Below are 25,966 nucleotides of genomic sequence, written 5' to 3'. Positions count from 1 at the left end.
GAAAAGTTCCTTTCTATTCGTGACTGCTCTATTTGTCCTTCAGGCACTGCATGGCGAAGAGCGCCTGTCCGACGGCGATGCCGCCGTCATTCGACGGGATGATGCTGTGATGCAGGACATGAAACCCGTCTTTTTCCAAGGCGTTTTGTGTCAGGCGCAGCAGCAGGGTGTTTTGAAATACGCCGCCTGTCAGTGCCGCCGTGCTGCAGCCTGTCATTTCACGCGCGTTTTTGCAAGCGTCGCGGATGGCGGCGGCAAGTCCGCGATGAAAAGCGAGCGATAGAATATCGCTTGATACATTTTGCAGGCGATATTGCAGCAGATGGCAGAATAAATCGTTTGAGGTCAGCAGGAAGCGACCGTCCGTAATCGTAATGGCGCTTTCTGCCAGCGGCGCTTGGAGCGTGCCGTCCGCTTTCCAGCGTGCGAGCAGCGCGTCCGCTTGTGCAGATTTTCCAGCCTTTTCGGCGGTCTCAGCTGCGAATTGCAGGTATATGGCGGCTTCCCCCTCATAGGTGGAGATGCGGCGGATGCCGAGCAAGGCGCTGACGGCATCGAAGAGCCGTCCCGCGCTCGTCGAAGTCGTCGTATGCAAGCCATGCTCCAGTTGGAAGATGACGGAGGCAGCTTCTTTTTCTGTCGCAAGGCCGAGTTTTTTGCTGTGGAGGAGGGCATCCTCCCTGCCGCAGTAAAGATGGAGCAAGGAAACGGCAAGACGCCAGCCTTCTCGCGCGGCGAGGTCGCCGCCTGCATGGAAGAAAGGCGCAAGGGAGGCGAGCCTTTGAAAATCACGCGTTGTAGCGAGCATGATTTCGCCGCCCCAGATCGTTCCGTCCGTACCGTAGCCTGTGCCGTCGAAACTCACGCCGATGACGGGGGAGAGGTGATCGTTCTCCGCCATGACGGAGAGCACATGTGCGTGGTGATGCTGCACCTTGAAGATGGGAAGCCCCAAGGTTTCGGCGAAGCGGCTCGTTTCGTAGCGCGGATGAAGGTCGGCGGCAACGGCGGCGGGAGTGATGGCAAGCAGACGCTCCATGCGCGGCAGGGTTTGGCGCAGAGCTCGGAGAGTGCGCAGATCGCTCATATCGCCGAGATAGGGCGAGGGGTAGAAGAGTGAATTCTTGGCAAGGCAGAAAGTGTTCTTGAGTTCGCCGCCAATGCCGAGAACCGAGCCTTGGAAATCGGCAGAGAGCATCAAGGGAAGCGGTGCGTAGCCGCGGCTGCGTCGAATCATATAAGGCGCACCTTCGTAGAAATCCATGACGCTGTCATCGGCGCGCAGACGAATCTCGCGGTCGTGCGAGAGGATGAGGTCGGCGATGGAAGAAAGCGCGTCGAGTGCGTCCTCGTCCGTACGGCAGATCGGCGCTCCCGAAGGGTTGCCGCTCGTCATGACGAGGCAATCTGTGAAATCAGCGAGTTCGTCGGGCAAGGAAAAGAGCAGAAGGTGCAGCGGCGTGTAGGGCAGCATGACGCCGAGGGAGGGCATTGCGGGTGCGACGCTCGCAGCGATTTTTCCGCTGCCGCTTTTTTCCAGCAGTACGATGGGCTTTTGGTGATTGTCGAGGTGCGCTTTCTGTGCGTCGCTGAGGCGGCACTCGCGCCGCACGACGTCGAGGCCGCGCAGCATGACGGCGAAGGGCTTCTGCGGGCGGCTTTTGCGCTCGCGCAGCCGCTGCACGGCCGCCTCATTTCTTGCGTCACAAGCGAGGTGAAAGCCGCCGATGCCCTTGACGGCGACAATGCCGCCCGCCTGCAGCACATGCCTTGCGCGTGTGATTGCAGCATGGTCGCGCTCTTCACCGCCAAGGAGATAGACGTGCGGTCCGCAGTCGTTGCAGCATACGGGCTGCGCGTCGTAGCGGCGCGTCTCGGCATGGGTGTATTCGTAACGGCACGCCGGGCACATGGGGAACGCTCCCATGCTCGTACGCTCGCGGTCGTAGGGCATGGCGTCGAGGATCGTGAGCCTGGGACCGCAAGAGGTGCAGTTGATGAACGGATGGAGGTAGCGGCGGTCGCTTTTATCGAAAAGTTCGGTTTGACACTTGGGACAGACGGCGATGTCGGGTGAAACAAATACGTCGCCGCTCTCATGGGCGCTTTCGATAATTTGGAAATTGTGAAACAAAGGGGCTTTTTCCATAGAATCTTGCAGGATTTTCAGTATGACTGCGCGTTCGGGCGGCTCTTTTTCCAGTTTCTTGCGAAAATCTTGCAGAGCGTCCTTCGTGCCTTGGGCATGAACTTCTACATAGGAGCCCTTGTTGCAGACGTCTCCCGTGATGCCGAGCGCATTTGCCGTGCGGCTGACGAAGGGGCGAAATCCGACGCCCTGCACGATGCCGAAGATTTTGAATCGACTGGTTTGCAAAACTTTTTTTGCCATGCGGATGCTGCCTTTCCTTGAGAGGTGTCTTTCAGCGATTATACCACGCCAGCGGAAAAAGTTCCTGCTTTTGGCAGAATTTTGCTGGACAGAAGGAGAAGGAGGTGCTATGATAGTTGCATGGATAAGTATGTTGGCAGCGTTGCCGTATAGCTTTGTTTTCCGCGCATGTACGGGAAAGCTTTGCTGTGCGGTTTTTTTTGTGCCGCTGTCGTTGCAGCGAATGAAATGTCTGCCCACGAAAGGAAAAGGATGGTTGAAATGGAAGACTTGTTGTATGTGATTCCAGCAAATTCCTCGAAGAAAGAAATCGTTCGTCTCTTGGAGGCGCATCCGGAGATAAAGTTTGTTTCTCTCGTCGGCATCGATCTCGCAGGCAATGATACCGATGAAAAGATACCGATGCGCATCTTCCTCAAGGATATGGATGATTTCTACAATGGTACGGCGGTGCAGACGGACGGTTCTTCGGTCGTGCTGACGGGCATTGCCATCTTGAACAACGCGAAGGTCGACATGCCGATCGATCCGGAAGCGAACTGGTTCATTGATTACAATCTTGAGCATTTCGATGAGGAAACGGGCAAGCCCATCGGCACGCTGCGCATTCCGTCCTTCCTCATTCATGACGGCAAGCGCGTCGATTCGCGTGCCATCTTGAAGGATACCCTGGTCTACTTGAAAAAGGAACTCTTGCAGATGTTCAAGGAGCATCCGCACGTTTCGGGCCTTGAGCATATCGACGGCTCGAAGATTGTCGATTTCCAGTTCACTTCGGCTACCGAGTTGGAGTTCTGGGTCAAGACGCCTCTCGAAGAGACGAATGTGGAGGAACTTTCGGCTTCTCAGGTCATGCAGGAGCAGTATTGGCAGCGTACGCACGGCGCTGTGCGCACGGCGTTGGAGCAGGCGGTCATGCTGCTCGATCGCTACGGACTGCAGGTTGAGATGGGGCACAAGGAGGTCGGCGGTCTCAAGGCGCAGATTGACGAGTCGGGCAAGATGACGCATGTGTGCGAGCAGATCGAGATCGACTGGCGCTTTTCTGACGCCCTGCAGGCGGCGGACAATGAATTGATCGTGCGCACGATGGTGCGCGAGGTCTTCCGTGAGAACGGCCTTGAGGTGAATTTCAAGGCGAAGCCGATGATCGGCCTTGCGGGCAACGGCGAGCATACGCATTTCTGCATCGCCGCCGTCATGGAAGACGGCAAGGTGCACAATCTCTTCACGCCGCAGGATATGACGAAGGACTACCTGAGTGCCGTCGGTTATGGCGCGATCATGGGGCTTTTGAAGAATTATGAGGTCATCAATCCCTTCGTGTCGGCGACGAACGATTCGCTCAACCGCTTGAAGCCCGGCTTTGAAGCGCCCGTCTGCATCGTCACTTCGCTCGGCTATACGCCGGAAATTCCGTCGCGCAACCGCACGATACTTGCAGGATTGATTCGCGATTTGGCGAATCCCTATGCGACGCGCTTCGAACTGCGCGCCTGCAATCCGTATTCCAATATATACCTTGTTTTGGCTGCGGTCTATTCTGCAGTGCTTGACGGTGTGAAGACCTCGATTCACCATACGACGGAGGAACTTCTGGCAGAACTTTCCAAGGAAGCGGGGAAGGAAGGCTTTTATCTTGAAAAGGATCGAGCTTATCGTAGCGAGGTCGACGTCTTCGAGGATTACACCGAAAAGGAAAGAAATCGCCTCTTCGGCGCACCACCGGCGACGGTTTGGGAAAATATGCAGGGGTTTGAGAATCATCCCGAGAAGGTCGCCGCCATCACGGTGGGCGGCGCTCTGCGTCCGCAGATCATCGAGGCGTTCAAGGCGGGCGCTCTCCTGCGCTGGAAGACGGAACTCATCAGCCGCATCATTCCTGAGAACCGCGACATCGTGCGCAAGGCAAAGGAAGTGCAGGCGACCTTCGTGACGGATCAGGATTCCTACAACTGGAACAAGATCAACGGCATTCGCTCGTATCTCGCGAAGGACAGCATCGACGAAAAATCTCTGTTCACGCTTCTCACCAAGGCCTTGCACGAAGGCGATTACGCCGTGGCGTCGGGTCTGCAGGTGGAGATGTATGACAAGATCGAGGAACTCAAGGCGCTTTATGACGCCTATATCAAGAATATGATCTGATGGATTGCCGCCAAAAAGCGCCTTTGCGGGCGCTTTTTGGCGGCAATTGCGTTTCTTAATAAATATGGTACGTCTTCCAGGGAATCTGCTCGACCTTGATCGTCTTTAGAAAATCGACGATGTCCTTTCTGCCATAGTAGCGCGGATTGCCGTCCTTGTCCTGCGACATCAGTACGATGGGCATGTTGCGGAAGAAGGGGGCGATCTCATTGCGGAACGATACGGCGCGAGCCGTGTACTGCGTGACGTGGGGCTTGACGACGACGATGGCGAAGGTCACGCCCTGCTCGATGATGACGGATCCATGAACTTTGATCATGCTGTGTCTCCTTGTGCAATTTTGAAGAATCGTAGAAAATCGTAGAAAATCTATGCAGAATCAAACCATATTTTTATTGTAAAAGACTTCGGGAGTATTGACAATCCCCAATAAACAGAGTTAATATAAAGATGAAAACAACATATTGTTGGAGACAGGTGTCGCAAGACTTAATAGGGAATTCGGTAGAAGCCGGAGCGGTCCCGCCACTGTAAGAGGAGTCCTTCATAAAAGGCCACTGGAGAAATCTTTGGGAAGGCATGATCGGACGATGAATCTGAGCCAGGAGAACTGCCTGTTTTGACATCACCGTCAGCGCGATTTGCGCTGGTACCTGCGAGCGATGGGTAGGGGATTTTGTCGTTTCACGGCAGGCTCTCCGGCGCAGATTTGCACCGGATTTTTTATTGGAAAATGCACTTTGCACGGACATGATGTGCAGAAGAGATTTCCTGCAAGCCTGTTCACGAAAATGATGAAGCCGCCCTCGACTGCAGGGCGGCTTTTTGTTGTATTCCGTATTATTTCAAGGGAGGCTGTGGAAATATGAGCAATGAGACAAAGGGTCAGGACGAGAATCTTGACCTGCAGGCCATCTTGAAGAAGGCCGAACAGCAAACGAGTTTCCCCGATGTGCCGCTCGACGAATTCGAACCGCCGACGTATGACGAGTGGAAAGAGGCATGCGTCGCACTCTTGAAGGGGGCGCCCTTCGAGAAAAAGATGTTCACGAAAACGTACGAGGGCATCACATTCGAGCCGATGTACACCCACAAGATGACGGACGAGATCCTGCCGAGGACGGACTTTCCCGGCATGGACAACTTCCTGCGCGGTGTGCGTCCGAACGGCTATATCGAACAGCCTTGGGGCATCGCGCAGTCGTGCGACGAGACGCTGCCCGAGGAGAACAACGAACTCTTGCACCGCGAAGTGGACAAGGGTTCGACGATCTACAACATCCGCCTCGATTCGGCAACGCTCCTCAACAAGGATGCCAAGGATGCTGAAAAAATCGGCGATGAAGGCTGCAATATCACAACGGTTGAGGATATGCACACGACGCTCAACGGCTTGAAGCTCGACCAGCATCCGCTCTACATCTATGCGGGCGCTTCGTCCCTGCCGATGCTGTCTCTCGTCGCTGCGTCCGTCAAGTCTGACGGCGGTGACCTCGCAAAGCTCGGCGGCTTCGTGGGAGCAGACCCCTTGGGCGAGTTGATTCAGCGCGGCGAGAATTACGCTTCGCTGCCACAGCTCTATGATGAGATGGCGGAGGCTGCTCTCTGGGCAAAGCAGTATGCGCCGAATCTCAAGACGATCATGGTGCGCAGCGATGCCGTTTCGCGCGGCGGCGCCAACGATGTGCAGGAAGTCGCCTCGACGCTCGCCGTCGGCGTCGCGTACTTGCGTGCCCTCATGGAGCGCGGGCTTACGGTCGACGAGGCGGCAGGGCAGATGATGTTCGGCTTCTCGATGGGCGCGAACTTCTTCCTGCAGATTGCGAAGCTTCGTGCGGTTCGCCCGATTTGGGCGCAGATCGTCAAGGCGTTCGGCGGCGGAGAAGAGGCGCAGCGCATCCACGTACATGCACGTCCCGCACTGTTTTTCAAGACGGTTTACGATCCTTACGTCAACATGCTGCGCAACACGACGGAGATCTTCTCCGGTGTCGTCGGCGGACTTGACTCCTTTGAGAACGCTCCGTTCGATGAGCCGATTCGCAAGGGTGATGAGTTCTCGCGCCGCATCGCGCGCAATGTGCAGATCATGCTGCAGGAAGAATTCGGCCTTATGCAGCCGATTGATCCAGCGGGCGGCTCTTGGGCAGTCGAGACGCTGACGAAAGAAATTCAGGAAAAGATTTGGGCAGAATTCCAGACGATCGAGGGCAAGGGCGGTATCGTCAAGGCTCTCGAAGTCGGCTATGTGCAGGAAGAAGTCGCAAAGACGCTTGAAGATCGCTTCAAGAAGCTCGAACTGCGCAGAGATCGCATCGTCGGCAACAATATGTATCCGAATATGACGGAGAAACTGCTCGATCCGCGCACAGAGGATGTGGCGGAACTTATGGAAAAGCGCAAGAAGGATGTCGAAGCCTATCTCGCCGATGTGGACGAGACATTCAAAAAGGAGTGCCTCACGGCATTGAAGAGTGCGGGCAAGGGCGAGAAGGCGGAGGCTGCTGTCAAGGCGGCGAAGGCCGGTGCGACGATTGCGGAGCTTCGCGAGGCCTTGCAGACGGGCGAGGCAGCCGAGAAGATCACGGCAATTGGAGCGCACCGCTGGAGCGAGCGCTATGAAGCTCTGCGCCGCATCACCGAGGAGTATAGGGACAGCCACGACGGCGATAACGTGAAGATCTTCCTCGCGAATATGGGCCCCATTCCGCAGCACAAGGCGCGTGCCGATTTCTCGACGAGCTTCCTGCAGGTCGGAGCCTTTGAAGTGCTGTTGAACGACGGCTTCAAGACGACGGACGAAGCGGCTGCCGCCGCCAAGGAGTCGGGCGCCGATGCTGTCGTCATCTGCTCGACAGATCCGACGTATCCGGAAATTGTGCCCGAGCTTGCGCCGAAACTGCGCACAGCATTGCCTGCGGCTACGATCTTCCTCGCGGGCGCTGCGCCGAAGGATTTGGAGCCAGTTTATCGCGAAGCGGGTGTGGATGACTTCATTTCCGTGCGTGCCAACTGCTACAAGACACTGCAGATGCTGCAGAAGAAGAAAGGAATGATTCAGTGATGGCACAGAACCCTGATTTCACGAAAATCAACCTTGAGGGTGCGCCTGCTCATAAAGAGGCGGATTGGCGCAAACGCTTGGAAGCTTCGACGGGCATGAGCTATGACTCGCTGATGGAGAGCACGATGGAGAAGATTCCCATCAAGCCTTTCTACAATCACGATGAATACGATCATATGAACCACTTGGAGTTTGCGAGCGGCATCCCGCCGTGCCTCAGAGGACCGTACTCGACGATGTACGTTTTCCGTCCGTGGACGGTGCGTCAGTACGCAGGTTTCTCGACGGCGGAGGAATCGAACGCCTTCTACCGCAGAAACCTTGCGGCCGGTCAGAAGGGTCTTTCCATCGCCTTCGATCTACCGACGCATCGCGGCTATGACGCCGACAATCCGCGCGTCATCGGTGACGTCGGCAAGGCGGGCGTCTCGGTTTGCTCAATGCTCGACATGAACATCCTCTTCTCGGGCATTCCGCTCGACCAGATGTCGGTTTCCATGACGATGAACGGCGCCGTTTTGCCGATTCTCGCCTTCTTCATCCAGTCGGGCGTCGAGCAGGGCGTTGACAAGAAGATCATGGCGGGTACGATTCAGAACGACATCCTCAAGGAATTCATGGTGCGCAACACGTACATCTATCCGCCGGATATGTCGATGCGCATCATCGGCGATATCTTCGAGTACACGACGAAATATATGCCGAAGTTCAACAGCATTTCCATTTCGGGCTACCACATGCAGGAGGCTGGCGCGACGGCAGACATTGAGCTTGGCTACACGCTTGCTGACGGTCTCGAATACATCCGTACGGGCATCAAGGCGGGACTTCCGATCGACGCCTTCGCAAAGCGCCTGTCGTTCTTCTGGGCAATCGGCAAGAACTACTTCATGGAAATCGCCAAGATGCGTGCGGCGCGCGTCCTCTGGGCGAAGATCGTCAAGTCGTTCGGCGCGGAAAATCCCAAATCCATGGCGCTTCGCACGCATTCGCAGACTTCGGGCTGGTCGCTTACGGCGCAGGATCCGTTCAACAACATCGCGCGCACGGCGATGGAAGCGATGGGCGCGGCTCTCGGGCACACGCAGTCGCTGCACACGAACGCTCTCGACGAGGCCATCGCTCTGCCGACGGACTTCTCGGCTCGCATCGCGCGCAATACGCAGCTCTACATTCAGGATGAGACGAGCGTCTGCAAGATCATCGACCCGTGGGGTGGCTCCTACTACGTCGAAGCCCTCACGAACGAGATCATTCGCCGCGCTTGGGCGCATATTCAGGAAGTCGAATCCCTCGGTGGCATGGCGAAGGCGATTCCGACGGGTCTGCCGAAGATGCGCATCGAGGAGGCTGCAGCACGTCGTCAGGCGAGAATCGATTCGGGCAACGAGACGATTGTCGGCTTGAACAAGTACCGCTTGGAGAAGGAAGATCCGCTGGAAATCCTCGCGATCGACAACACCGCTGTGCGTCAGGCTCAGGTCGAGCGCCTCGAAAAACTGCGTGCAAACCGCAACGAGGACGACGTGCGCGCCGCCTTGGAAGCCATCACGAAGGCCGCCGAGACGCGCGACAACGGCAATCTCTTGGAATGCGCGGTCGAAGCGGCGCGCGTGCGCTGCTCGCTCGGCGAGATTTCGGATGCCGTGGAAAAGGTTTCGGGTCGCTATCAGGCCGTCATTCATACGATTTCGGGCGTCTACTCTTCGGAGTTTACGGATAAGACGGAGCTGGACAAGGCGCGTGCGCTTGCCGATGATTTTGAAAAGCTCACGGGTCGCCGGCCGCGTATCTTTGTCGCCAAGATGGGTCAGGACGGTCACGATCGCGGACAGAAGGTCATCGCCTCCTCCTTCGCTGACATGGGCTGGGACGTCGATGTCGGACCTCTGTTCCAGACGCCGGATGAGACGGCGCAGGATGCCGTCGATAACGACGTTCACATGGTTGGCTTCAGCTCGCTGGCTGCCGGTCACAACACGCTCCTGCCGGCTCTTGTGGAAGAACTCAAGAAGCTTGGGCGCGAGGACATCATGGTCTGCATCGGCGGCGTCATCCCCGTGCAGGACTATGACCACCTCTACAAGAGCGGCGCGGTCGCTATCTTCGCTCCGGGAACGAACATCCCCGAGGCGGGCGTCAAACTCCTGAAACTCTTGATTGGACGTGCAAAGGAAGAAATGGCTGCGGGGTAACGACCATGGCGAAATACACGAACACGAAGCCGGACTGGGTACCGGAGAACGCGGACAAGAATTTTGCCACGAGTGTCATGAGCGGCATTGACGGCATCAAGGACCTGACGGTCGGCAACATCAACCCGGATCTTGGAAAGACAGGTTTCCGAAGGAATCGCATGATTCTTGATGTGGAAGACTATGTGAAAGGCGTGGCCGCGGGGGATCGCATGATCCTCTCGCGCGCCATCACGCTCATCGAAAGCAACAGCCCGCGTCATTTCCCGAAGGCGCAGAGGGTGCTGCAGGATCTCCTTCCCCATACGGGGAAGGCTCTGCGCATCGGCATCACAGGCGTCCCGGGAGCGGGAAAGAGCACGATGATCGAGGCTTTTGGCAACATGCTCTGCGACATGGGGCATCGCGTCGCAGTCCTGACGGTCGATCCGACAAGCTCGGTGACGAAAGGCTCGATTCTTGGAGACAAAACGCGCATGGGCACGCTTTCGCGCAGGGAAGAGGCATTCATTCGCCCGTCGCCTGCCGGAGGCACTTTGGGCGGTGTCGCGAGGAAGAGCCGTGAGACAATGCTTCTTTGCGAGGCGGCCGGCTATGATGTCATCCTCATCGAAACCGTCGGCGTCGGACAGTCGGAAACGACGGTTCGCTCGATGGTCGACTTCTTCCTGCTCGTCGTTCTGACGGGGGCAGGAGATGAGCTGCAAGGCATCAAGAAGGGCATCATGGAACTGGCGGACGCCATCGTCATCAACAAGGCAGACGGAGACAATCGTACGAAAGCTCAGGTCGCACGCGGCGAGTACGAGCGTATGATCGAGTACATTCGTCCCGCGACGCCGGGCTGGCAGACGCATGCCTACCTCGTTTCTGCCTTGGAAAAGACGGGATTGAAAGAGCTTTGGGATGTCATTCGCATCTTTGAGAGCACGACGAAGGAGAATGGCGCTTTCCGGAAGCGTCGTGAAAGTCAGCTGCTCGATTGGATGAACAGCATGATCGACGAGCACCTGCACAACCTCTTCTTTGATGATCCTGTGATTCTGGGGCGTATGCCGGAAGTGCGCGATGCCGTGCTCAAGGGGACGGTGTCCCCCTCGCAGGGTGTGGCGGAGCTTATTCATGTCTTCGACATCCATCGTGCTTCGGATCGCCATGTCGATCTTCTGCATCCCCATGAGGAGGGATGATCCTTGTATACGAAACGGCTATATGTCTCTGGCGGCAGCTTCTACGAGCTGCAGGCGGTTTTCGATCATGTGCCCGGCGTCGTCGCGACGCGTACCGGCTATATTGATGCACAGAGTGAGGAGCCGTCGTATGATGCAGTGAAAAGCGGTTGGATCAAGGCTGTCATGGGACTGGAAATCGCCTACAACCCGAAGAAGACAGATATATCGCAGCTTTTGGACATCCTCTTCGCCGTCGTCAATCCCTATGAAAAGGATGGACAGGGGGCGGCGAAAGGGCCGATGTACCAAAGCGGCGTATACTACGTCGATGCAGAGGACGCGCCGCTCGTCGAATATCACATGAATTTCATCGTGAATCGCGGCAGACCTCCTGCCGCGACGGAAGCGAACGTGACGGTCAACGACCCGAATCATAACAAGAAGTTGACGCGTCACTGCTATGCAAAAGCTGCGCCTCTCGTAAGCTTCCATCCAGCGGAGCCTGAGCGGCAGCAGTATCTCGCTCGTCATCCGCATCGCAAGACAACGATTGATTTCAAGCGGCTGCGCGAGCTGGGGATATTGCAATAGGAAAAGCATCGAAGAAGTATGGGAAATATCTGTGCTTCCTCAAGCCCCGGCTGCACTTCTTGTGTGCCGGGGCTTAGATTTTATGGAGACGGTCTGTGCCTTTTGGGCTTGACTTCTCGAAGTTTCCTTGTACAATAAAAGCATTGTAGTGTGGAGGAGTGAGTGCGATGGCGAAGGAGATGCGAAGCGGCTACACGACAGGAGCCTGTGCGGCGGCTGGGACGAAGGCGGCGCTCCTGTTTCTTGACGGAGAGTATTGCGAGAAAGTGACGATCATGGCTCTCGACGGCACACCGCTTCACATTCCGATTCAAGAAGTCATCCGCACGTCGTCGGGAGCGCGCGCCGAGGTCGTGAAGTTCTCAGGAGACGATCCAGACATCACGAATGGCGTTTCCGTCTTTACGGAAGTCGTCGTTCGCCCTGAGGGGAGCGGCGTTCATTTCCATGCGGGGCGCGGCATCGGCATGGTCACGAAGCCAGGGCTTTCCGTGCCGCCGGGCGAGCCGTCGATCAATCCGGGGCCTCGCCAGCTGATTCGCAACGTCATCGAGGAAATCCTCGGCAAGGACGGCAGTGCGGACGTCACGATTTCGATTCCCGCAGGTGAGGAACTTGCAAAACGCACGCTGAATCCGATCCTTGGAATCGTCGGCGGCATTTCCGTCATCGGCACGACGGGCGTCCTGCGCCCTATGTCGGAGGAAGGCTTCAAAAACTCTCTCGTGCCGCAGATGGATGTGGCTCTTGCAGCAGGCTTCGACACGCAGATCTTCGTGCCGGGCAAGATGGGCGAGAATGCGGCGGTGCGCTTCGGCCTGCCGCGCGAGGCTGTCGTGCAGACGAGCAACTTCATCGGTTTCATGTTGGAGCGTGCGGCGGAAAGAAAGCTCAAGCGCGTGCTGCTCTTCGGTCATATCGGCAAGCTCTCGAAGGTTGCGGCAGGTGTCTTTTATACACACAACCGCATAGCGGACGGACGTTTGGAAGCGCTCGCTGCCTACGCGGCGGCGGAAGGCCTGCCGCAGGAAGCGGTGCGCCGCATCCTTGCGGCGACGACGACGGAAGAGGCCTTGCCGCTTTTTGCCGAATACGGTTTGGAGCGGGTCTATGGCATTCTTTGCGCGCGTGCTTCGGCTCGCGCCGAGCGGTACGTATTCCAAGATCTGCGCGTGGGGACGGCGATGACGACGCTGAAGGGGAAGCTCTTGGGCATGGATGATACAGCAAGAGAGATAGGCAGGGATTTTCATTGGAACATAGAATCGTAGTGGCAGGCATTGGACCGGGCAATCCCGATTTTGTCCTGCCGGCGGCACGCGCTGCCATCGAGGGCGCGAAGGTGCTCGTCGGCGGCAGCCGCGCCCTGGCGGATTTCGCCAGGCAAGGGCAGGAGACGATGACGATTCGCGGCGATATAGACGCCGTCCTTTCGTTCATTCGGGAGAAGATTCAAAAGACGCACGTCGTCGTCATGGTTTCAGGCGATCCAGGCTATTATTCGCTGCTCGATGCTCTGCGGCGTGAGTTCCCGCCGCAGGCGCTCGTCGTCATCCCCGGCGTAAGTTCCCTGCAGATGGCATTTGCGCGCCTTGCTCTGCCTTGGCATGAGGCGAGGCTTGCGTCCTTCCACGGGCGCGTGCCGCAGGCGAAAGAGATTGCTTACAAGGAGGGCGCCCTGCTCGGGCTTTTGACGGATCGATCGAACAATTCGCGCACGATTGCACAGCGCCTTATGGAGCTTGGCTGGCCGTCTTCTGCAGAGCTTCATATATGCTCACGGCTGTCTTATGAAGATGAGGAAATCATTCATACGACACTTGCTAAGGCGGCGTCTGCAGCGGAAATCTCTCATGGTGTTTTGGTGGTGAAGGCATGAAACATTTTTTAGGCATCGAAGACGAAGAATTCATCCGCGGCAAAGTGCCGATGACGAAGAAGGAGATCCGCATCCTGACACTGGCGGGGGCGAAGATCGGAAAAAATGATATCGTTTGTGATATTGGCGCCGGCACGGGATCGCTTTCCATCGAGGCGGCGCTTTTGGCGAAGGCGGGTCATGTCTACGCCGTGGAGCGCAAAAAAGAAGCGGTCGAACTCATCCGTCAGAATGCGGCGAAATTTGGCATCGAGAACGTCACGATCATCGAGAGCGAGGCGCCGGCGGGACTGGAGCGCTTGCCCGAAAGACTCGATGCGGCGATCATCGGTGGCACGGGAAGCCATCTGGAAGAGATCCTTGAATTTCTTGACAAACGATTGAAACCCGGCGGCTTCATCGTCATCAACTGCATCACGGTGCAGACGCTCGCGAGTTCACTCGCCTACATGCGAAAGAAGAGCGGCTATCTCTATGATACCGTCCAGGTGCAGGTCAATCGCCTGAAGAAGGTCGGTCCTTACGATATGGCGGAGGCGATCAACCCCGTCTACATCATTTCCTGCCATAAGGCAAACGTGTAACAGGAGGAAGAACATGCAGGTATACATTGTCGGCGCGGGCGCAGGCGATCCCGAGCTCATCACGGTCAAGGGGCAGAAGCTGCTGCAAAAGGCCGACGTCATCATCTATGCGGGTTCGCTCGTCAATCCCGCCCTTTTGGACTTTGCCAAGGAAGGCGCGGAGATTCACGATTCCGCCTCTATGACGCTCCCCGAGGTCATTGAGACGATAGAGAAAGCCGTGGCGAAAGATCTCATGGTCGTGCGCCTTCATACAGGCGATCCGAGCATCTACGGTGCGATTCAAGAGCAGATGGATGCGCTCAAGAAGAAGGGGATTGATTTTGAGGTCGTGCCGGGCGTCAGCTCCTTCCTCGCGACGGCTGCCGCTTTGAAGCAGGAGTATACGCTTCCCGGAATCTCTCAGACGGTCATCATCACGCGCAACGAGGGGCGTACGCCTGTGCCCGAGCGGGAGAAGCTGCGCTCGCTTGCCGCACATCAGGCGACGATGTGCATCTTCCTCAGCATCACGATGCTCGCGGATGTCGTGAAGGAGCTTATCGAGGGCGGCTACGCGCCTGATACGCCGATCGCCATCGTGCAGCGCGCCTCGTGGCCCGAGCAGAAGATCGTGCGCGCGACATTGGAAACCATCGTGGCGGAAATTGCCGACAAGGGCATCGACCGCACGGCGATGATCGTCGTCAGCCGCTGCCTCGGCGCGGACTATGAGCTTTCGCGCCTCTACGCGCCGGAGTTCAGCCATATGTTCCGCGAAGCAAGCAAATGAGATGCGCGGTTTTTACGGCGACGCCGCGCGGCACGAAGACGGCTCTTCGCGTTCGCGCATCACTCGATGCGAGCGTCGACATCTTCGTCAAGGCAGGGCAGGAAATGCCGGCGGAAGTACGCGTTTATAAGCGCCTCGCGCCGCAGGTTGAGGCGGCGTTTCGTCAGTATGATGCGCTTGTTTTCATCATGGCAACGGGAATTGCCGTGCGCATGATTGCGGGTTCTTTGAAGAGCAAGCTGGAAGATCCGGCCGTTCTCGTGCTCGACGAGGAGGCACAGCATGTCATCAGTCTGCTTTCGGGTCACATTGGCGGCGCGAACGAGCTGACGCGCGAGCTTGCGGCATCGCTTGGCGCAGATCCCGTCATCACGACGGCAACGGACGTGCAGAAGAAGCTTGCCGTCGATGTCGCCGCCGCGCGCCTTGCGCTGCGCCCCTCGCCGAAGGAGCAGATCAAGCGGTTCAACAGCGCCGTGCTTGACGGTGAGGCGATTCGCTATGTAATTGATGAGAAACTCGCGCGTGCGAGCTTTTACAAGAAGCGGCTTGACGATATGCGGTTGACGGCGCTGTTCGGACGGGAGCTTCCGCCGAAGGAAGGCTTGACGGCCTTCATCACGGCGGATGAAAGTGTGCGGCGAGAAGATGTGATATGCCTCGTGCCGCGCCGTCTCGTTGCCGGCATCGGCTGCAGACGCGGCACGGAGATGTCGGAGATACGGGCGGCATTGGAAGCGGCTCTCACGAAGATCGGGCGCAACATCGCAGATGTATCGCTTCTCGCGAGTACAGAGGTGAAGGTGGACGAGGCGGGACTTCTTGCTTTGAGCGCGGAACTCAAGCGCGATATTCGCTTCCATTCCAACGAAAAAATGCAGGAGACAATCGACGCCTATGGGCTTTCTGAGTCTCCTTTTGTCAAGAAAAATATCGGCATCGGCAACGTCGCAGAAGCTGCAGCGCTCGCGAGCGTCCCCGCAGGACGACTTGCCCTTGCCAAGACGAGATTTGAGAAAGTGACGGTGGCACTTGTATGGGAAAAATAACAGTGGTGGGCATCGGTCCCGGAAGTTTGGAGGATATGACGCCGCGTGCGAAGCGGGCGATTGAGGAAGCGGCAGTCGTCGCAGGATATACGACGTACATCAAGCTCATCAAAGACCTCATCGGTGAGCGCGAGGTCATCGGCACAGGCATGATGCAGGAGATCGACCGCTGCCGCATGGCGGTGGAAACGGCGGCGAAGGGAAGAGATACCGTCGTCGTTTCGAGCGGCGATTCCGGCGTCTACGGCATGGCGGGACTCGTCTTGGAACTTCTCTTGCAGCGCGAAGCGAGCGATCGCCCCGAGTTCGGCGGCGTCATCGCCGGCATCTCGGCGGTCAATGCGGCGGCTTCGATCTTGGGCGCACCGCTCATGCATGACTTTGCCGTCATCAGTCTCAGCGATCTCCTGACGCCGTGGGAACTCATCAAGAAGCGTGCCAAGGCGGCGGCGGAAGCTGATTTCGTTGTCGCGCTCTACAATCCCAAGAGCAAGAAGCGCGTGCAGAACATCGAGGAGATCCGCGAGATATTCCTTGCCTGCCGTGCGGCAGATACGCCTGTCGGCATTGTGAACCATGCGGCGCGTGAAGCGGAGAGCAAGACGATTTCGACGCTTGAGAACTTCACGAAGGAAACGATCGACATGTTCTCGCTCGTCATCATCGGCAATAGCCGCACCTATGTGAAGGAAGGCTACATGATCACGCCGCGGGGCTACGAAGTATGATCTTCGTGGCAGCAGGTACACAGGACGGCAGGGAGCTTGCGGGTTTTCTGCTGGAAAAGGGGCAGAGTGTCACGGCGTCGGTCGTGAGCCGCTACGGTGAGGAGCTTTTGTCGCGCTATCCGGGCATCGTCATCAACGATCGTCCGCTCGATGAAGCAGCACTGGCAGAGTATTGCCGTGCGCATGGCGTCGCTGTCTTCGTCGATGCAAGCCATCCTTATGCGGCGAATATATCCGAAAATGCCATGCGCGCCTGCCGCGCGTGCGGCATCCCGTATATCCGCTATGAGAGACAGAGTGCGCCGCTCGATTATGAAAAGGCGCATTACGTCGCAAACTACGAGGAAGCGGCGAAAGTTGCGGCGGATTTGGGACGGAACATCTTTCTTACGACGGGCAGTCACAACCTCAAGGCGTTTACAGAAGCGCCTGCACTGAAAAAATGTGTGCTGACGGCACGCGTCCTGCCCGCCCCCGAAGTCATCGAGGAATGTACGGCGCTCGGCTTTCGCCCGAGCCATATCGTCGCCTTGCAGGGACCATTTTCCGAAGCGCTCAACGAGGAGCTTTACAAGAAGTATGAGGCGGACGTCGTCGTCACGAAGAACGGCGGCACGGTCGGCGGCGCCGATACGAAATTTGCGGCGGCAATGAAGCTCGGCCTGCCGCTCGTCATCGTCGAACGGCCGCGCATCGCCTATGACAATATGGCGCAGACCTTTGAAGAGGTCTTGGCGTTTGTTCATAAAGCAGAGAAGTGAGGTTACAGCATGGACTTTATCAAACAGCCGATGGAAATCGAGAACCGCAGCATGGAGATCATCGCACCGTATCTGGCGGAGTATAAACTTTCCGAAGCGGAAATCAAGGTGTATTCGCGCATGATTCATGCGTCGGGCGATGTCGACTATGCGAAGGTGATCCGCGTTCATCCGCAGGCAATCGAGGCGATGCAGCAGGCGCTCAAGAAAGGGGCGCACATCTATACGGACGTCGAGATGGTGCGCACGGGCATCAACAAGAAGAAACTGGCATCCTTCGGCGGTGAGGTGCATTGCCTCGTAGCAGATGAGAAGATTGCCGCCGAAGCAAAGGCGCAGGGCATCACGCGCTCAATGGCTGCCATGCGTTCCTTCGGCAAGGCTCTCGATGGTGCGATCATCGCCATCGGCAATGCGCCGACGGCGCTCTTCGAGGTATTGCGCATGGTCGAGGAGGAAGGCATACGTCCGGCGGCCATCGTCGGCATCCCTGTCGGCTTCGTCGGGGCGGCGGATTCCAAGGAACTTTTGGCTAAGAACGACAAGGTGCCGTACATCACGGTGGAAGGCACGAAGGGCGGCAGCCCGATCGCGGCGTCCGTCGTCAATGCTGTCATGTATCTCATAGACAATACGCGCTGAGGAGATTTTGCCATGGAAGAGAAGATACCGCGCATTGTCATCGCCGCGACGCAGAGCGGCTCGGGCAAGACGACGCTCGTGACGGGCATCCTCGCCGCACTGCGTGCGCAGGGGCTGCGCGTACAGTCGTACAAGGTAGGCCCTGACTACATCGACCCCGGCTATCACGCGCTTGCGAGCGGGCTGCCCGCGCACAATCTCGACACATGGCTTATGCCGGCCGAACGTCTCAAGGAGATTTTTGCACGCACGGCCAAAGGTGCGGATCTTGCCGTTATCGAAGGCGTCATGGGGCTTTATGACGGCGGCAGGAAGGGCGTGAGTTCCACGGCGGAAATCGCCAAATTGCTCGACGCGCCCGTGCTGCTCGTCCTCGATGCGAAGTCGATGGGCGCATCGGCAGCGGCGATCGCGCTTGGTTTCCGCAGTTATGATCGTGAGGTCAAGATCGCGGGTGTCCTCCTGAACCGCTTGGGTTCGGATACGCATGAGGCGATGATACGTGAGGCGATGGCGAAGATCGACATGCCTGTCCTAGGGGCTATGCGACGCGACGAATCGCTGAAGATGCCGGAGCGTCACTTAGGCCTTCTGCCTGCCGAGGAGAACGAAGAGCGCGATGTTGTAAAGAAGATGGGCGAAGCGGCGGCACATTCGGTCGATCTTGCGGCGCTCAGAAGGATTGCAGAAGCAGCCGCGCCATTGGCCTCGACGGAGGAGTTGCTTTTTTCTGCAAGGGAAAATGCAGAGCGACAGCCGTCCAAGGTGCGCCTTGCCGTCGCGCACGATGAGGCCTTTTCCTTTTATTATCCCGAGAGTCTTGATGTGTTGGAATCCTTTGGCGCGGAACTCGTCTTTTTCAGCCCGCTGCATGATACGGCTCTGCCTGAGGCGGCGGGCGTTCTCCTAGGCGGGGGCTTTCCTGAGATGTTTGCCGAGGAACTGATGGCGAATGCGTCGATGCGCCGTTCTCTCGCTGAGGCGGCGGCAGCAGGTGTGCCCATTTATGCCGAATGCGGCGGCTATATGTACTTGATGGAAAAACTCGTGGACTTCGAGGGCAAAGAACATGCGATGACGGGAATCGTTCCTGCCGCCGTGCAGATGAACCGCAAACTGCAGATGGTCGGCTACGTTGAGGCGGAGCTTTGCAGCGATACGGTTCTCGGACCGCGAGGCAGGAAACTGCACGGTCACGAGTTCCATTTCTCGACGGAATTGCCGGGGGAAAAAGCGGATGCGGCGAGGGCCTTTATTTTTACGCGCATGAGGAACGGCGCGCACTATGCGGCAGGCTATGCCAAGGGGGCAGTTCTCGGCTCGTATCTGCACCTGCACTTTGCAGGCTGCCCTGAGGCAGCTGAGGCTTTCGTTGAGGCTTGCCGAGCGAGCAGGGAGAGGAGGAAGATGCATGGGTAAGATCGTCCTCGTCACGGGCGGTGCACGAAGCGGCAAGAGCCGTTTTGCCGAGCAGTACGCGGCGCGTTTTGGGAAGAAGGTCGCCTACATTGCGACGGCGGGCATCTACGACGAGGAGATGGCATTTCGCGTCAAACTGCACCGTGAGCGGCGCCCCAAGGACTGGCATACATGGGAAGCGCCCGAGAACGCGCATCTTGCCATTGAGGAGGCAGGGAAAGCGCACGATATGATCCTCTTCGACTGCCTGACGCTCTACATCAGCAATCTGCTGTGCGCCTTGGAGAATGTCCGAGACTCTGCGGCAAATTATGAACTTATACGTGAGAAAATCAGCCTCCTGCTCGAAGCTGCAAAGAAGCAGGAAGGTACGACGATTTTCGTGACGAACGAGGTCGGCGCGGGCATCGTGCCGGAAAATCATCTTGCACGCGAGTATCGCGACATCACGGGCATTGCCAACCAGCTGACGGCGCGTGCCGCAGATGAGGTGTACGTCGTTTCCTGCGGCATTGCCGTCGATTTCAAGAAATTGGCAGTGTCGTGGTAAACTACACGCACAAACGTCCACTTTGTGGACATTGTGCGCCGCCCTTAAGGAAAGTTGCCTAATCGGCCTGCGCCTTTGGCTTGGCTTCTTGGACTTTCCTAGTAAACTACACGCACAAACGTCCATTTTGTGGACATTGTGCGCCGCCCTTAAGGAAAGTTGCCAATCAGCCTGCGCCTTCGGCTTGGCTTCTTGGACTTTCCTAGTAAAATATACTACAGGAATAGCATACTGCATCGCTTGACAGGAGGAATGGCTTTTGGCGAACTACATCATGATGATGGGGACAAGCTCGCATGTTGGAAAGAGCATCCTGACGACGGCGCTCTGCCGCATCTTTCGGCAGGAGGGGCGGCGCGTCGTCCCCTTCAAAGCGCAGAACATGGCGCTCAATTCCTATGTCACGAAAGATGGCTTGGAGATGGGGCGTGCGCAGGTCGCCCAGGCGGAAGCCGCGGGACTTGAACCGTTTGTCGACATGAATCCCGTCTTGCTGAAGCCGACAGGAAACTCCTGCTCGCAGGTCGTGCTCATGGGAAAGCCTGTCGGCAATATGACAGCGAAGGAGTACCACCAAGGCTATTCGCTCAAAGCGTTTTCGGCGGTCAAAGAAGCGTTGGCGCGTCTCGATGCGGAGTACGAAACCGTCGTCATCGAGGGCGCGGGAAGCCCTGCCGAGGTCAATCTCAAGGCGAACGACATCGTCAACATGCGCGTGGCGAAGTATCTGAATGCGCCCGTTCTGCTCATTGCCGATGTCGATCGCGGCGGTGCGCTCGCTTCGCTCGTCGGCACTTTGGAGCTTTTGGAAGAGGATGAAAGAGCGCTCGTCAAGGGGCTTGTCGTCAACAAGTTTCGCGGCGACATCTCGCTCTTTACCCCTGCTGTCGAATTTTTGGAGAAAAAGACGGGCAAGCCTGTGCTCGGCGTCATCCCGCATATCGAGGAAATGGGCATTGACGACGAAGATTCCGTATCCTTGGAGGATAAGGCAGAAAGGGCGGAAGAGAAGGAACTCAACCTTGCTGTCATCCGCACGCCGAAGATTTCCAACTTCACGGATTTTGACAGTTTGGAAAGCGAGCCGGACGTGGCGCTACGCTATGTGCATGAAGCGGCGGCTCTCGGTACGCCCGACTTGATTCTGTTGCCGGGCAGCAAGAATACGTCGGAGGACATGCGTTGGCTCGAAAAAACGGGACTTGCCTCGAAGATTCGCGAGGCGCACGAAAAGGGAACGGCCGTCATCGGTATATGCGGCGGCTACCAGATGCTTGGCAAGCGCATATTGGATCCGCACCATACGGAATCTTCTTTTGACAGTACGGATGGGCTGGGGCTTCTTGGTCTGCAGACGACATTTCATGAAAACAAGTTGACTTCGCAGGTCGTAGCTTCGGCTAGGGATTTTCCGTTTCTTGGCAAGCGGATTTCTGTCGATGATATCAAGGGCTATGAAATTCATATGGGAACGACGGAGTTCCTGTGCGATAGGGACAGTCATCCGCTCTGCGTGAAAGAGAGACGCGGCGAAGTTTGTGACGCTGCGGAAGGTACGGTAAATGAAGAAGAAAACATCTTTGGTACATACATCCATGGATTTTTCGATCACGATGGACTGCGCCGTGCGATTCTCAATGCCTTGCGCGAAAAGAAAGGGCTTCCTGCGCTCGCTATGACGCGCAATCGCTACCGCGAGAAGGAGGAGAGCTATGACCGCCTTGCTGCCGTCGTGCGTGCGCATCTCGATATGGATAAGCTGCGCGAAATCATGGGGGAGAAGGTCGGATGCTGACGGCTGTCCTTGCGTTCTTCATCGACTGCATTCTCGGCGATCCGCGTTCGCGCTTCCATCCCGTCGTATTGATGGGAAATCTTATCGCTTGGCTGGAGCATTGCTTTTATCGTCCCGAAGATACGAATGAGAAGAAACTGCTCTGCGGCGGCATGCTCGCCCTCATCGTGCTCGTCGTTTGTTACGAGGCTGCATGGTGCATCCTGCGGCTTTTGGGGCTTATCCCCTTGCCGCATGTGGGCATGGTGCTGGAAGCGTTGCTGCTCGCCTTCATGATCTCGCCGAAGAGCCTTGCGGCGGCAGGCATGGAGATACGCGCCCTCCTGAAGGCGGGCGATCTGCCGGAAGCGCGCAGAAAAGTCGGCTGGATCGTGGGGCGTGACACGGAAAAGCTCAGCGTGCCGGAAGTGTCGCGCGCCGCGATCGAGACCGTGGCGGAAAACACGGTTGACGGCGTTCTTGCACCGCTCTTTTTCTATCTGATCGGCGGGCTGCCGTTCGCTGTGCTCTATCGCGCGGCGAATACTATGGATTCGATGCTCGGCTACAAGAACGCGAAGTATTTGTACTTTGGCAGGGTGGCGGCGCGTCTCGACGATGTGCTCAATTACATTCCCGCGCGCATTGCGGGTGTTCTTTTCGTGCTCGCGGCCTTTTTCCTGGGCTTCGACGGGCGCGGCGCTTGGCGCATGCTGCATCGCGATGCGGCGAAGCACCCAAGCCCGAACGGGGGGCACGCCGAAGCGCCTACGGCGGGTGCACTCGGCATACGCTTGGGCGGCAACAACTACTACTTCGGCGAGTCGCATTTTCGCGCCTATATGGGAGAGGCGCGGCGTGAAATTGAAGCCGATGACATACAGAAGACCGTGCGCCTCATGTATACGGTCACGATTCTTTTTCTGCTCTTGACGTATGGCGGGTTCCTTCTTTGGCAGCAGAGGGGGATGCTTTTTTAGTGTAGACGTGAAGCACTGGGGGTGTTTTTTTGCGTGCGTTTTTCATCGGTCTGCAGTTTCTCACGCGCATTTCGATCGTGGAGCAAAAGGATTGGTGTGAGAAGGATTTTGCCGACAGCGTGCGTTATTTTCCGCTGATCGGCTTGGTGCTCGGCATCCTTTATGCGGCCTTTGCCGCACTGCTGTTGAGTTTTTTGCCGCAAAACGGCATTCTTTTGCCGCATCATGTCGTTGCGTCAATCTTGCTGATACTGCCGATTCTCCTGACGGGCGGGCTTCATTGCGACGGCTTCATGGACACGATGGACGGACTGTTTTCGGGACGCTCTCGCGAGCGCATGTTAGAAATCATGAAGGACAGCCGCGTGGGGGCGAACGGTGTTTTTGCCTTCGTCCTGTTGATGATTTTTGACTGGTCGATCCTGCTTGACCTGCTGCAAAGTGCATGGCTTTTTCCAGCTCTGTTCGCCATGCCCATTGTTTCACGTCTGATGATGGTCGTCGCCATTTCCGCCTTTCCCTATGCACGTCCTGTGGGCATGGGCAAGGCATTCAAAGATGGCGGCACGAAGTCAGTCCTTTACGGAGCTTTTTTTTATACGCTTATCCTCGTGTTTTTTCCAGGCATCGTAGCATGTTTTTTCGGCATCATTCCTTTGGACGCTGCGGGACTGTCCTCGTGGCTTCTTTCCATGACGGCGGTCATATTTGCTGCGCTTCTCTTTACGATTTTTTTTGCAAGCTATGCGACGCGTCATCTCGGCGGCTTGACCGGAGATGTCTATGGCGCGATTACGACATTGACGGAAACGCTTGTGCTTTTGAGCTTTTTGGTATTTTCTTCGGTTAGCTGCTAGTGTAATATAAAGACGTTCGGCTTTCTTTCTGCTCCATGCAGGAAGAAGGGAACCCGTTGTAGAAGGAAAAGTACATCGGGTTTCTGTTGTCTTTGAAAAACTATACGCGCAAACGTCCACTTTGTGGATATTGTACGCGGTTCTTACATGAGAGAAGGGAGGACGAGGTTCTGCAAAAATATGAACATGGGGGCAATGTCTATGAGAAATGCCCGACTGGCGGAGCGTGGCTGGATTTCAGTGCAAATATCAATCCTCTCGGCCTGTCACCTCGTGTGCGGGAAGCCATTTTTTCCCATGTTGATGGCATCGTCAATTATCCTGATCCTGAGGCGCGTGCCTTGAAGACGGCGATCGCTTCTTTTTATGATGTGCCGCAGAAAAAAATCGTGCTCGGCAACGGCGCAGCGGAACTCTTTTACTGCTTCTTCTATATCGTGCGCCCGAAGCGCCTGCTCCTGCCCGTCCCGTCCTTCAGCGAATATGAAAGGGCGGCGCGTGCCGCAGGTGTGAAGGTCATATATCTTCCGCTGTTGAAAAAGCATGGGTTTTCTCTTGATTTGGAAGCGGCGGTGCAGCAGTTTTCGAAGGAAGACGTCATTCTGCTTTGCAGTCCGAACAATCCGACGGGACGTCTCTGGGAGCGAAAAGAATTGTGTGTGCTGCTGGAAAAAGCAGAGGAGCGAGGCACATACGTCGTGATGGATGAATCCTTCTTGGATTTTCGTGAAGATGGAGAGGGATATACTTCGCGCCATCTGACGAACGAATATCCGCATCTCTTCGTCGTCCAATCCATGACGAAGTTCTTTGCCCTGCCAGGATTACGACTGGGCTTCGGCATTGCTGAACCGAATCTTTGCCGACAGTTGGAAAGCGGCAAAGATGTTTGGAATGTGAATTTCCTTGCTCAAGCGGCAGGTGTTGCTGCTCTTTCCGACACGGTCTACCATGAAGCGGCACGCTCTTTTGTCCGCAGGGAAAAAAAGTTTCTTGCTGCGGAACTGGCAAAATTGCCAGGGATTGAGGTCTTTGCACCCTCCGTGAATTTTATTCTTTTCCATTTGCAGCAGGGAAAGGTGTTTTTACAACAGCTTATTATGGCTTTGCGAGAGAGAGGAATCTTGCTGCGCGATTGCAGCAATTATTCGGGGTTGGATGGGGCGTACTTGCGTGCAGCTGTACGTTCTCGCGCAGACAATGAACGATTGCTCGAAGTCATGCATGAAGTTTGGAAGGAATGAGATGCAGTATGACAAAGATTTATCTTGTTCGACATGGATTGACCGAGTGGAATTCCGGCGGTCGTTTTCAAGGGCATTCTGATATTGCCTTGGCAGAAAAAGGTGTGAAACAGGCTGAATGCCTCGCCAGGCATTTTCCCGCAGAGAAGATCGATGCCATCTATTCTAGTGATTTGCAGCGTGCCGCTTCGACGGCAGGGTTTATTGCCGAACGCTTTGGCTGCGAGGTAAGGAAGACGGAAAATTTGCGGGAAATGAACTTTGGCGAGTGGGAAGGTCTTACCTTCGAGCAAATCAGCACCAAGTGGCCGGAAGCCGGAAAGCAGATTTTCTTTGCACCGGATGAGCTTAAGCCGCCTGGAGGGGAGACCTTTGAGGATGTAGAAAAAAGAGCCTCGCGAGAATTGGAGAAAATCACTGCCGCTCATGCGGGTGAGCACGTCGTTCTCGTAGCGCACGGAGCCTTTTTGCGCACGATTCTGGCGTATGCCCTTCATATACCGCTGCGATATGTCTGGCGAATCCGACAGGGGAATACGGCGATCAGCCGCCTCACGCACGGCGGCAATCACTTCACGGTTGATTATGTGAATAATGTCGCGCATTTGCAGCATCTCGAATTCACTGATGAAGACTGATTGTGCCGTATGTTTATCCATTGGCACGCACAAGGGATGAAAAATTTTCAAAAAGATGTTGACATCTTGAGTGTGTTCGTGTAATATAACACTCGTTGTCGCACAGGACGGCAGCAAGACGCTCGAAAAAACTTCAAAAAGGTGCTTGACAATCCCTCGAGGATGAAGTAAGATAGTCGAGTCGCCTGTGAAGAACGAGCGGCGAACAGTCGAAGAAATTCGGCGGTGTTCCTTGAAAACTAAACAATGCAGAAATGAATCATCTATATGATTCAAGCCAGATGTCCATCAAGAGGAATCTTGATGAAACATCGATTGTGAACTTGAGGAATCACTGATAAATTCAGCCACCCATCTTCACACATCTGCGCTGTTCTCTCGTCGTCGACAAATCCTCGACGTAGCCCGCTACGTCTCCGGTTTGTCTCCTAGATAGAACTAGCGCATCTGTGCAAATCTGGGCGACTTCATCTTATCAGCGCTTCCTAAATTTGTAAAAGCAATCGACAATTTCTTTATACGATTCG

Annotated in this window: 22 protein-coding genes and 1 riboswitch; of the genes, 20 read left to right on the top strand and 2 right to left on the bottom strand. The window is 56.3% G+C overall.

The window, feature by feature from the left end; genetic code table 11:
- Positions 1–28: 28 nt before the first annotated feature.
- Positions 29–2,392, bottom strand: a complete 2,364-nt coding sequence (gene hypF, locus HMPREF1153_RS06760; protein ID WP_009646262.1) for a carbamoyltransferase HypF — start codon at positions 2,390–2,392, stop codon at positions 29–31.
- Positions 2,393–2,653: 261 nt separating this feature from the next.
- Here hypF and HMPREF1153_RS06755 point away from each other — a divergent pair, with 261 nt between their 5' ends.
- Positions 2,654–4,540, top strand: coding sequence for a glutamine synthetase (locus tag HMPREF1153_RS06755; RefSeq protein WP_037370139.1), 1,887 nt, complete (start codon positions 2,654–2,656; stop codon positions 4,538–4,540).
- A 55-nt stretch (positions 4,541–4,595) separates the two neighbouring features.
- On the opposite strand, the gene HMPREF1153_RS06750 is transcribed toward HMPREF1153_RS06755, so the two are convergent.
- Complete coding sequence (locus HMPREF1153_RS06750) at positions 4,596–4,859, bottom strand: hypothetical protein (RefSeq protein ID WP_009646205.1); 264 nt, start codon at positions 4,857–4,859, stop codon at positions 4,596–4,598.
- Between the two features lie 139 nt (positions 4,860–4,998).
- A riboswitch (cobalamin riboswitch) is annotated at positions 4,999–5,173 on the top strand.
- Positions 5,174–5,405: 232 nt separating this feature from the next.
- On the opposite strand from HMPREF1153_RS06750, the gene HMPREF1153_RS06745 reads away from it, so the two are divergent.
- The 19 genes from HMPREF1153_RS06745 to HMPREF1153_RS06655 all read left to right on the top strand — a co-directional run bounded on the left by HMPREF1153_RS06745 (position 5,406) and on the right by HMPREF1153_RS06655 (position 25,439).
- Positions 5,406–7,604, top strand: a complete 2,199-nt coding sequence (locus HMPREF1153_RS06745) for a methylmalonyl-CoA mutase family protein (protein ID WP_009646267.1) — start codon at positions 5,406–5,408, stop codon at positions 7,602–7,604.
- Positions 7,604–9,799: a methylmalonyl-CoA mutase gene (gene scpA, locus HMPREF1153_RS06740; RefSeq protein WP_009646212.1), complete on the top strand. Its 2,196-nt coding sequence runs from the start codon at positions 7,604–7,606 to the stop codon at positions 9,797–9,799. Before HMPREF1153_RS06745 ends, scpA begins: the two co-directional genes overlap by 1 nt.
- A gap of 5 nt (positions 9,800–9,804) precedes the next feature.
- Positions 9,805–10,989 (top strand): methylmalonyl Co-A mutase-associated GTPase MeaB, encoded by a 1,185-nt coding sequence (meaB, locus tag HMPREF1153_RS06735; protein WP_006193052.1) that lies wholly within the window; start codon positions 9,805–9,807, stop codon positions 10,987–10,989.
- A gap of 3 nt (positions 10,990–10,992) precedes the next feature.
- Positions 10,993–11,562: a peptide-methionine (S)-S-oxide reductase gene (locus HMPREF1153_RS06730; RefSeq protein WP_009646231.1), complete on the top strand. Its 570-nt coding sequence runs from the start codon at positions 10,993–10,995 to the stop codon at positions 11,560–11,562.
- Positions 11,563–11,729: 167 nt separating this feature from the next.
- Positions 11,730–12,833 (top strand): cobalt-precorrin-5B (C(1))-methyltransferase CbiD, encoded by a 1,104-nt coding sequence (gene cbiD / locus HMPREF1153_RS06725; RefSeq protein WP_009646255.1) that lies wholly within the window; start codon positions 11,730–11,732, stop codon positions 12,831–12,833.
- Positions 12,833–13,441, top strand: coding sequence for a precorrin-6y C5,15-methyltransferase (decarboxylating) subunit CbiE (gene cbiE, locus HMPREF1153_RS06720; RefSeq protein WP_009646225.1), 609 nt, complete (start codon positions 12,833–12,835; stop codon positions 13,439–13,441). Before cbiD ends, cbiE begins: the two co-directional genes overlap by 1 nt.
- Entirely contained in the window at positions 13,438–14,025 is a 588-nt protein-coding gene (gene cbiT, locus HMPREF1153_RS06715) for a precorrin-6Y C5,15-methyltransferase (decarboxylating) subunit CbiT (protein WP_009646264.1), read from the top strand. The genes cbiE and cbiT overlap by 4 nt, the downstream gene beginning before the upstream one ends.
- Before the next feature lie 13 nt (positions 14,026–14,038).
- Positions 14,039–14,797 carry a precorrin-4 C(11)-methyltransferase gene (gene cobM / locus HMPREF1153_RS06710; protein WP_009646273.1) on the top strand — a complete coding sequence of 253 codons (759 nt, stop codon included), beginning with the start codon at positions 14,039–14,041 and terminating at the stop codon, positions 14,795–14,797.
- On the top strand, positions 14,794–15,846 hold the full coding sequence (locus tag HMPREF1153_RS06705; RefSeq protein ID WP_009646183.1) for a cobalt-precorrin 5A hydrolase: 1,053 nt from the start codon (positions 14,794–14,796) through the stop codon (positions 15,844–15,846). The genes cobM and HMPREF1153_RS06705 overlap by 4 nt, the downstream gene beginning before the upstream one ends.
- Positions 15,834–16,574 (top strand): precorrin-3B C(17)-methyltransferase, encoded by a 741-nt coding sequence (cobJ, locus tag HMPREF1153_RS06700; protein ID WP_006193062.1) that lies wholly within the window; start codon positions 15,834–15,836, stop codon positions 16,572–16,574. The genes HMPREF1153_RS06705 and cobJ overlap by 13 nt, the downstream gene beginning before the upstream one ends.
- On the top strand, positions 16,571–17,335 hold the full coding sequence (gene cobK, locus HMPREF1153_RS06695) for a precorrin-6A reductase (RefSeq protein ID WP_009646226.1): 765 nt from the start codon (positions 16,571–16,573) through the stop codon (positions 17,333–17,335). Before cobJ ends, cobK begins: the two co-directional genes overlap by 4 nt.
- A gap of 9 nt (positions 17,336–17,344) precedes the next feature.
- The gene (locus HMPREF1153_RS06690) at positions 17,345–17,977 is read left to right on the top strand and encodes a precorrin-8X methylmutase (RefSeq protein ID WP_006193064.1); all 633 of its coding nucleotides are present in this window, start codon (positions 17,345–17,347) and stop codon (positions 17,975–17,977) included.
- Positions 17,978–17,989: 12 nt separating this feature from the next.
- Positions 17,990–19,396, top strand: coding sequence for a cobyrinate a,c-diamide synthase (locus tag HMPREF1153_RS06685; protein WP_009646208.1), 1,407 nt, complete (start codon positions 17,990–17,992; stop codon positions 19,394–19,396).
- Positions 19,389–19,946, top strand: coding sequence for a bifunctional adenosylcobinamide kinase/adenosylcobinamide-phosphate guanylyltransferase (gene cobU / locus HMPREF1153_RS06680; RefSeq protein WP_009646213.1), 558 nt, complete (start codon positions 19,389–19,391; stop codon positions 19,944–19,946). Before HMPREF1153_RS06685 ends, cobU begins: the two co-directional genes overlap by 8 nt.
- A 259-nt stretch (positions 19,947–20,205) precedes the next feature.
- Positions 20,206–21,741: a cobyric acid synthase gene (locus tag HMPREF1153_RS06675; protein ID WP_009646238.1), complete on the top strand. Its 1,536-nt coding sequence runs from the start codon at positions 20,206–20,208 to the stop codon at positions 21,739–21,741.
- A complete protein-coding gene (gene cbiB / locus HMPREF1153_RS06670) occupies positions 21,735–22,700 on the top strand; it encodes an adenosylcobinamide-phosphate synthase CbiB (RefSeq protein ID WP_009646206.1) in 966 nt (321 codons plus the stop codon). The genes HMPREF1153_RS06675 and cbiB overlap by 7 nt, the downstream gene beginning before the upstream one ends.
- A gap of 29 nt (positions 22,701–22,729) precedes the next feature.
- Positions 22,730–23,557, top strand: coding sequence for an adenosylcobinamide-GDP ribazoletransferase (locus tag HMPREF1153_RS06665; RefSeq protein WP_009646242.1), 828 nt, complete (start codon positions 22,730–22,732; stop codon positions 23,555–23,557).
- A gap of 170 nt (positions 23,558–23,727) precedes the next feature.
- Positions 23,728–24,801, top strand: a complete 1,074-nt coding sequence (gene cobD, locus HMPREF1153_RS06660; RefSeq protein ID WP_071530763.1) for a threonine-phosphate decarboxylase CobD — start codon at positions 23,728–23,730, stop codon at positions 24,799–24,801.
- An 8-nt stretch (positions 24,802–24,809) separates the two neighbouring features.
- Positions 24,810–25,439, top strand: coding sequence for a histidine phosphatase family protein (locus HMPREF1153_RS06655; RefSeq protein WP_009646241.1), 630 nt, complete (start codon positions 24,810–24,812; stop codon positions 25,437–25,439).
- Positions 25,440–25,966 lie beyond the last annotated feature (527 nt).

The organism is Selenomonas sp. CM52 (assembly GCF_000292955.1).
Taxonomy (GTDB): domain Bacteria; phylum Bacillota; class Negativicutes; order Selenomonadales; family Selenomonadaceae; genus Selenomonas.
Note: the sequence above shows the minus strand (reverse complement) of the source record. Positions and strands in the feature narration are given on the sequence as shown.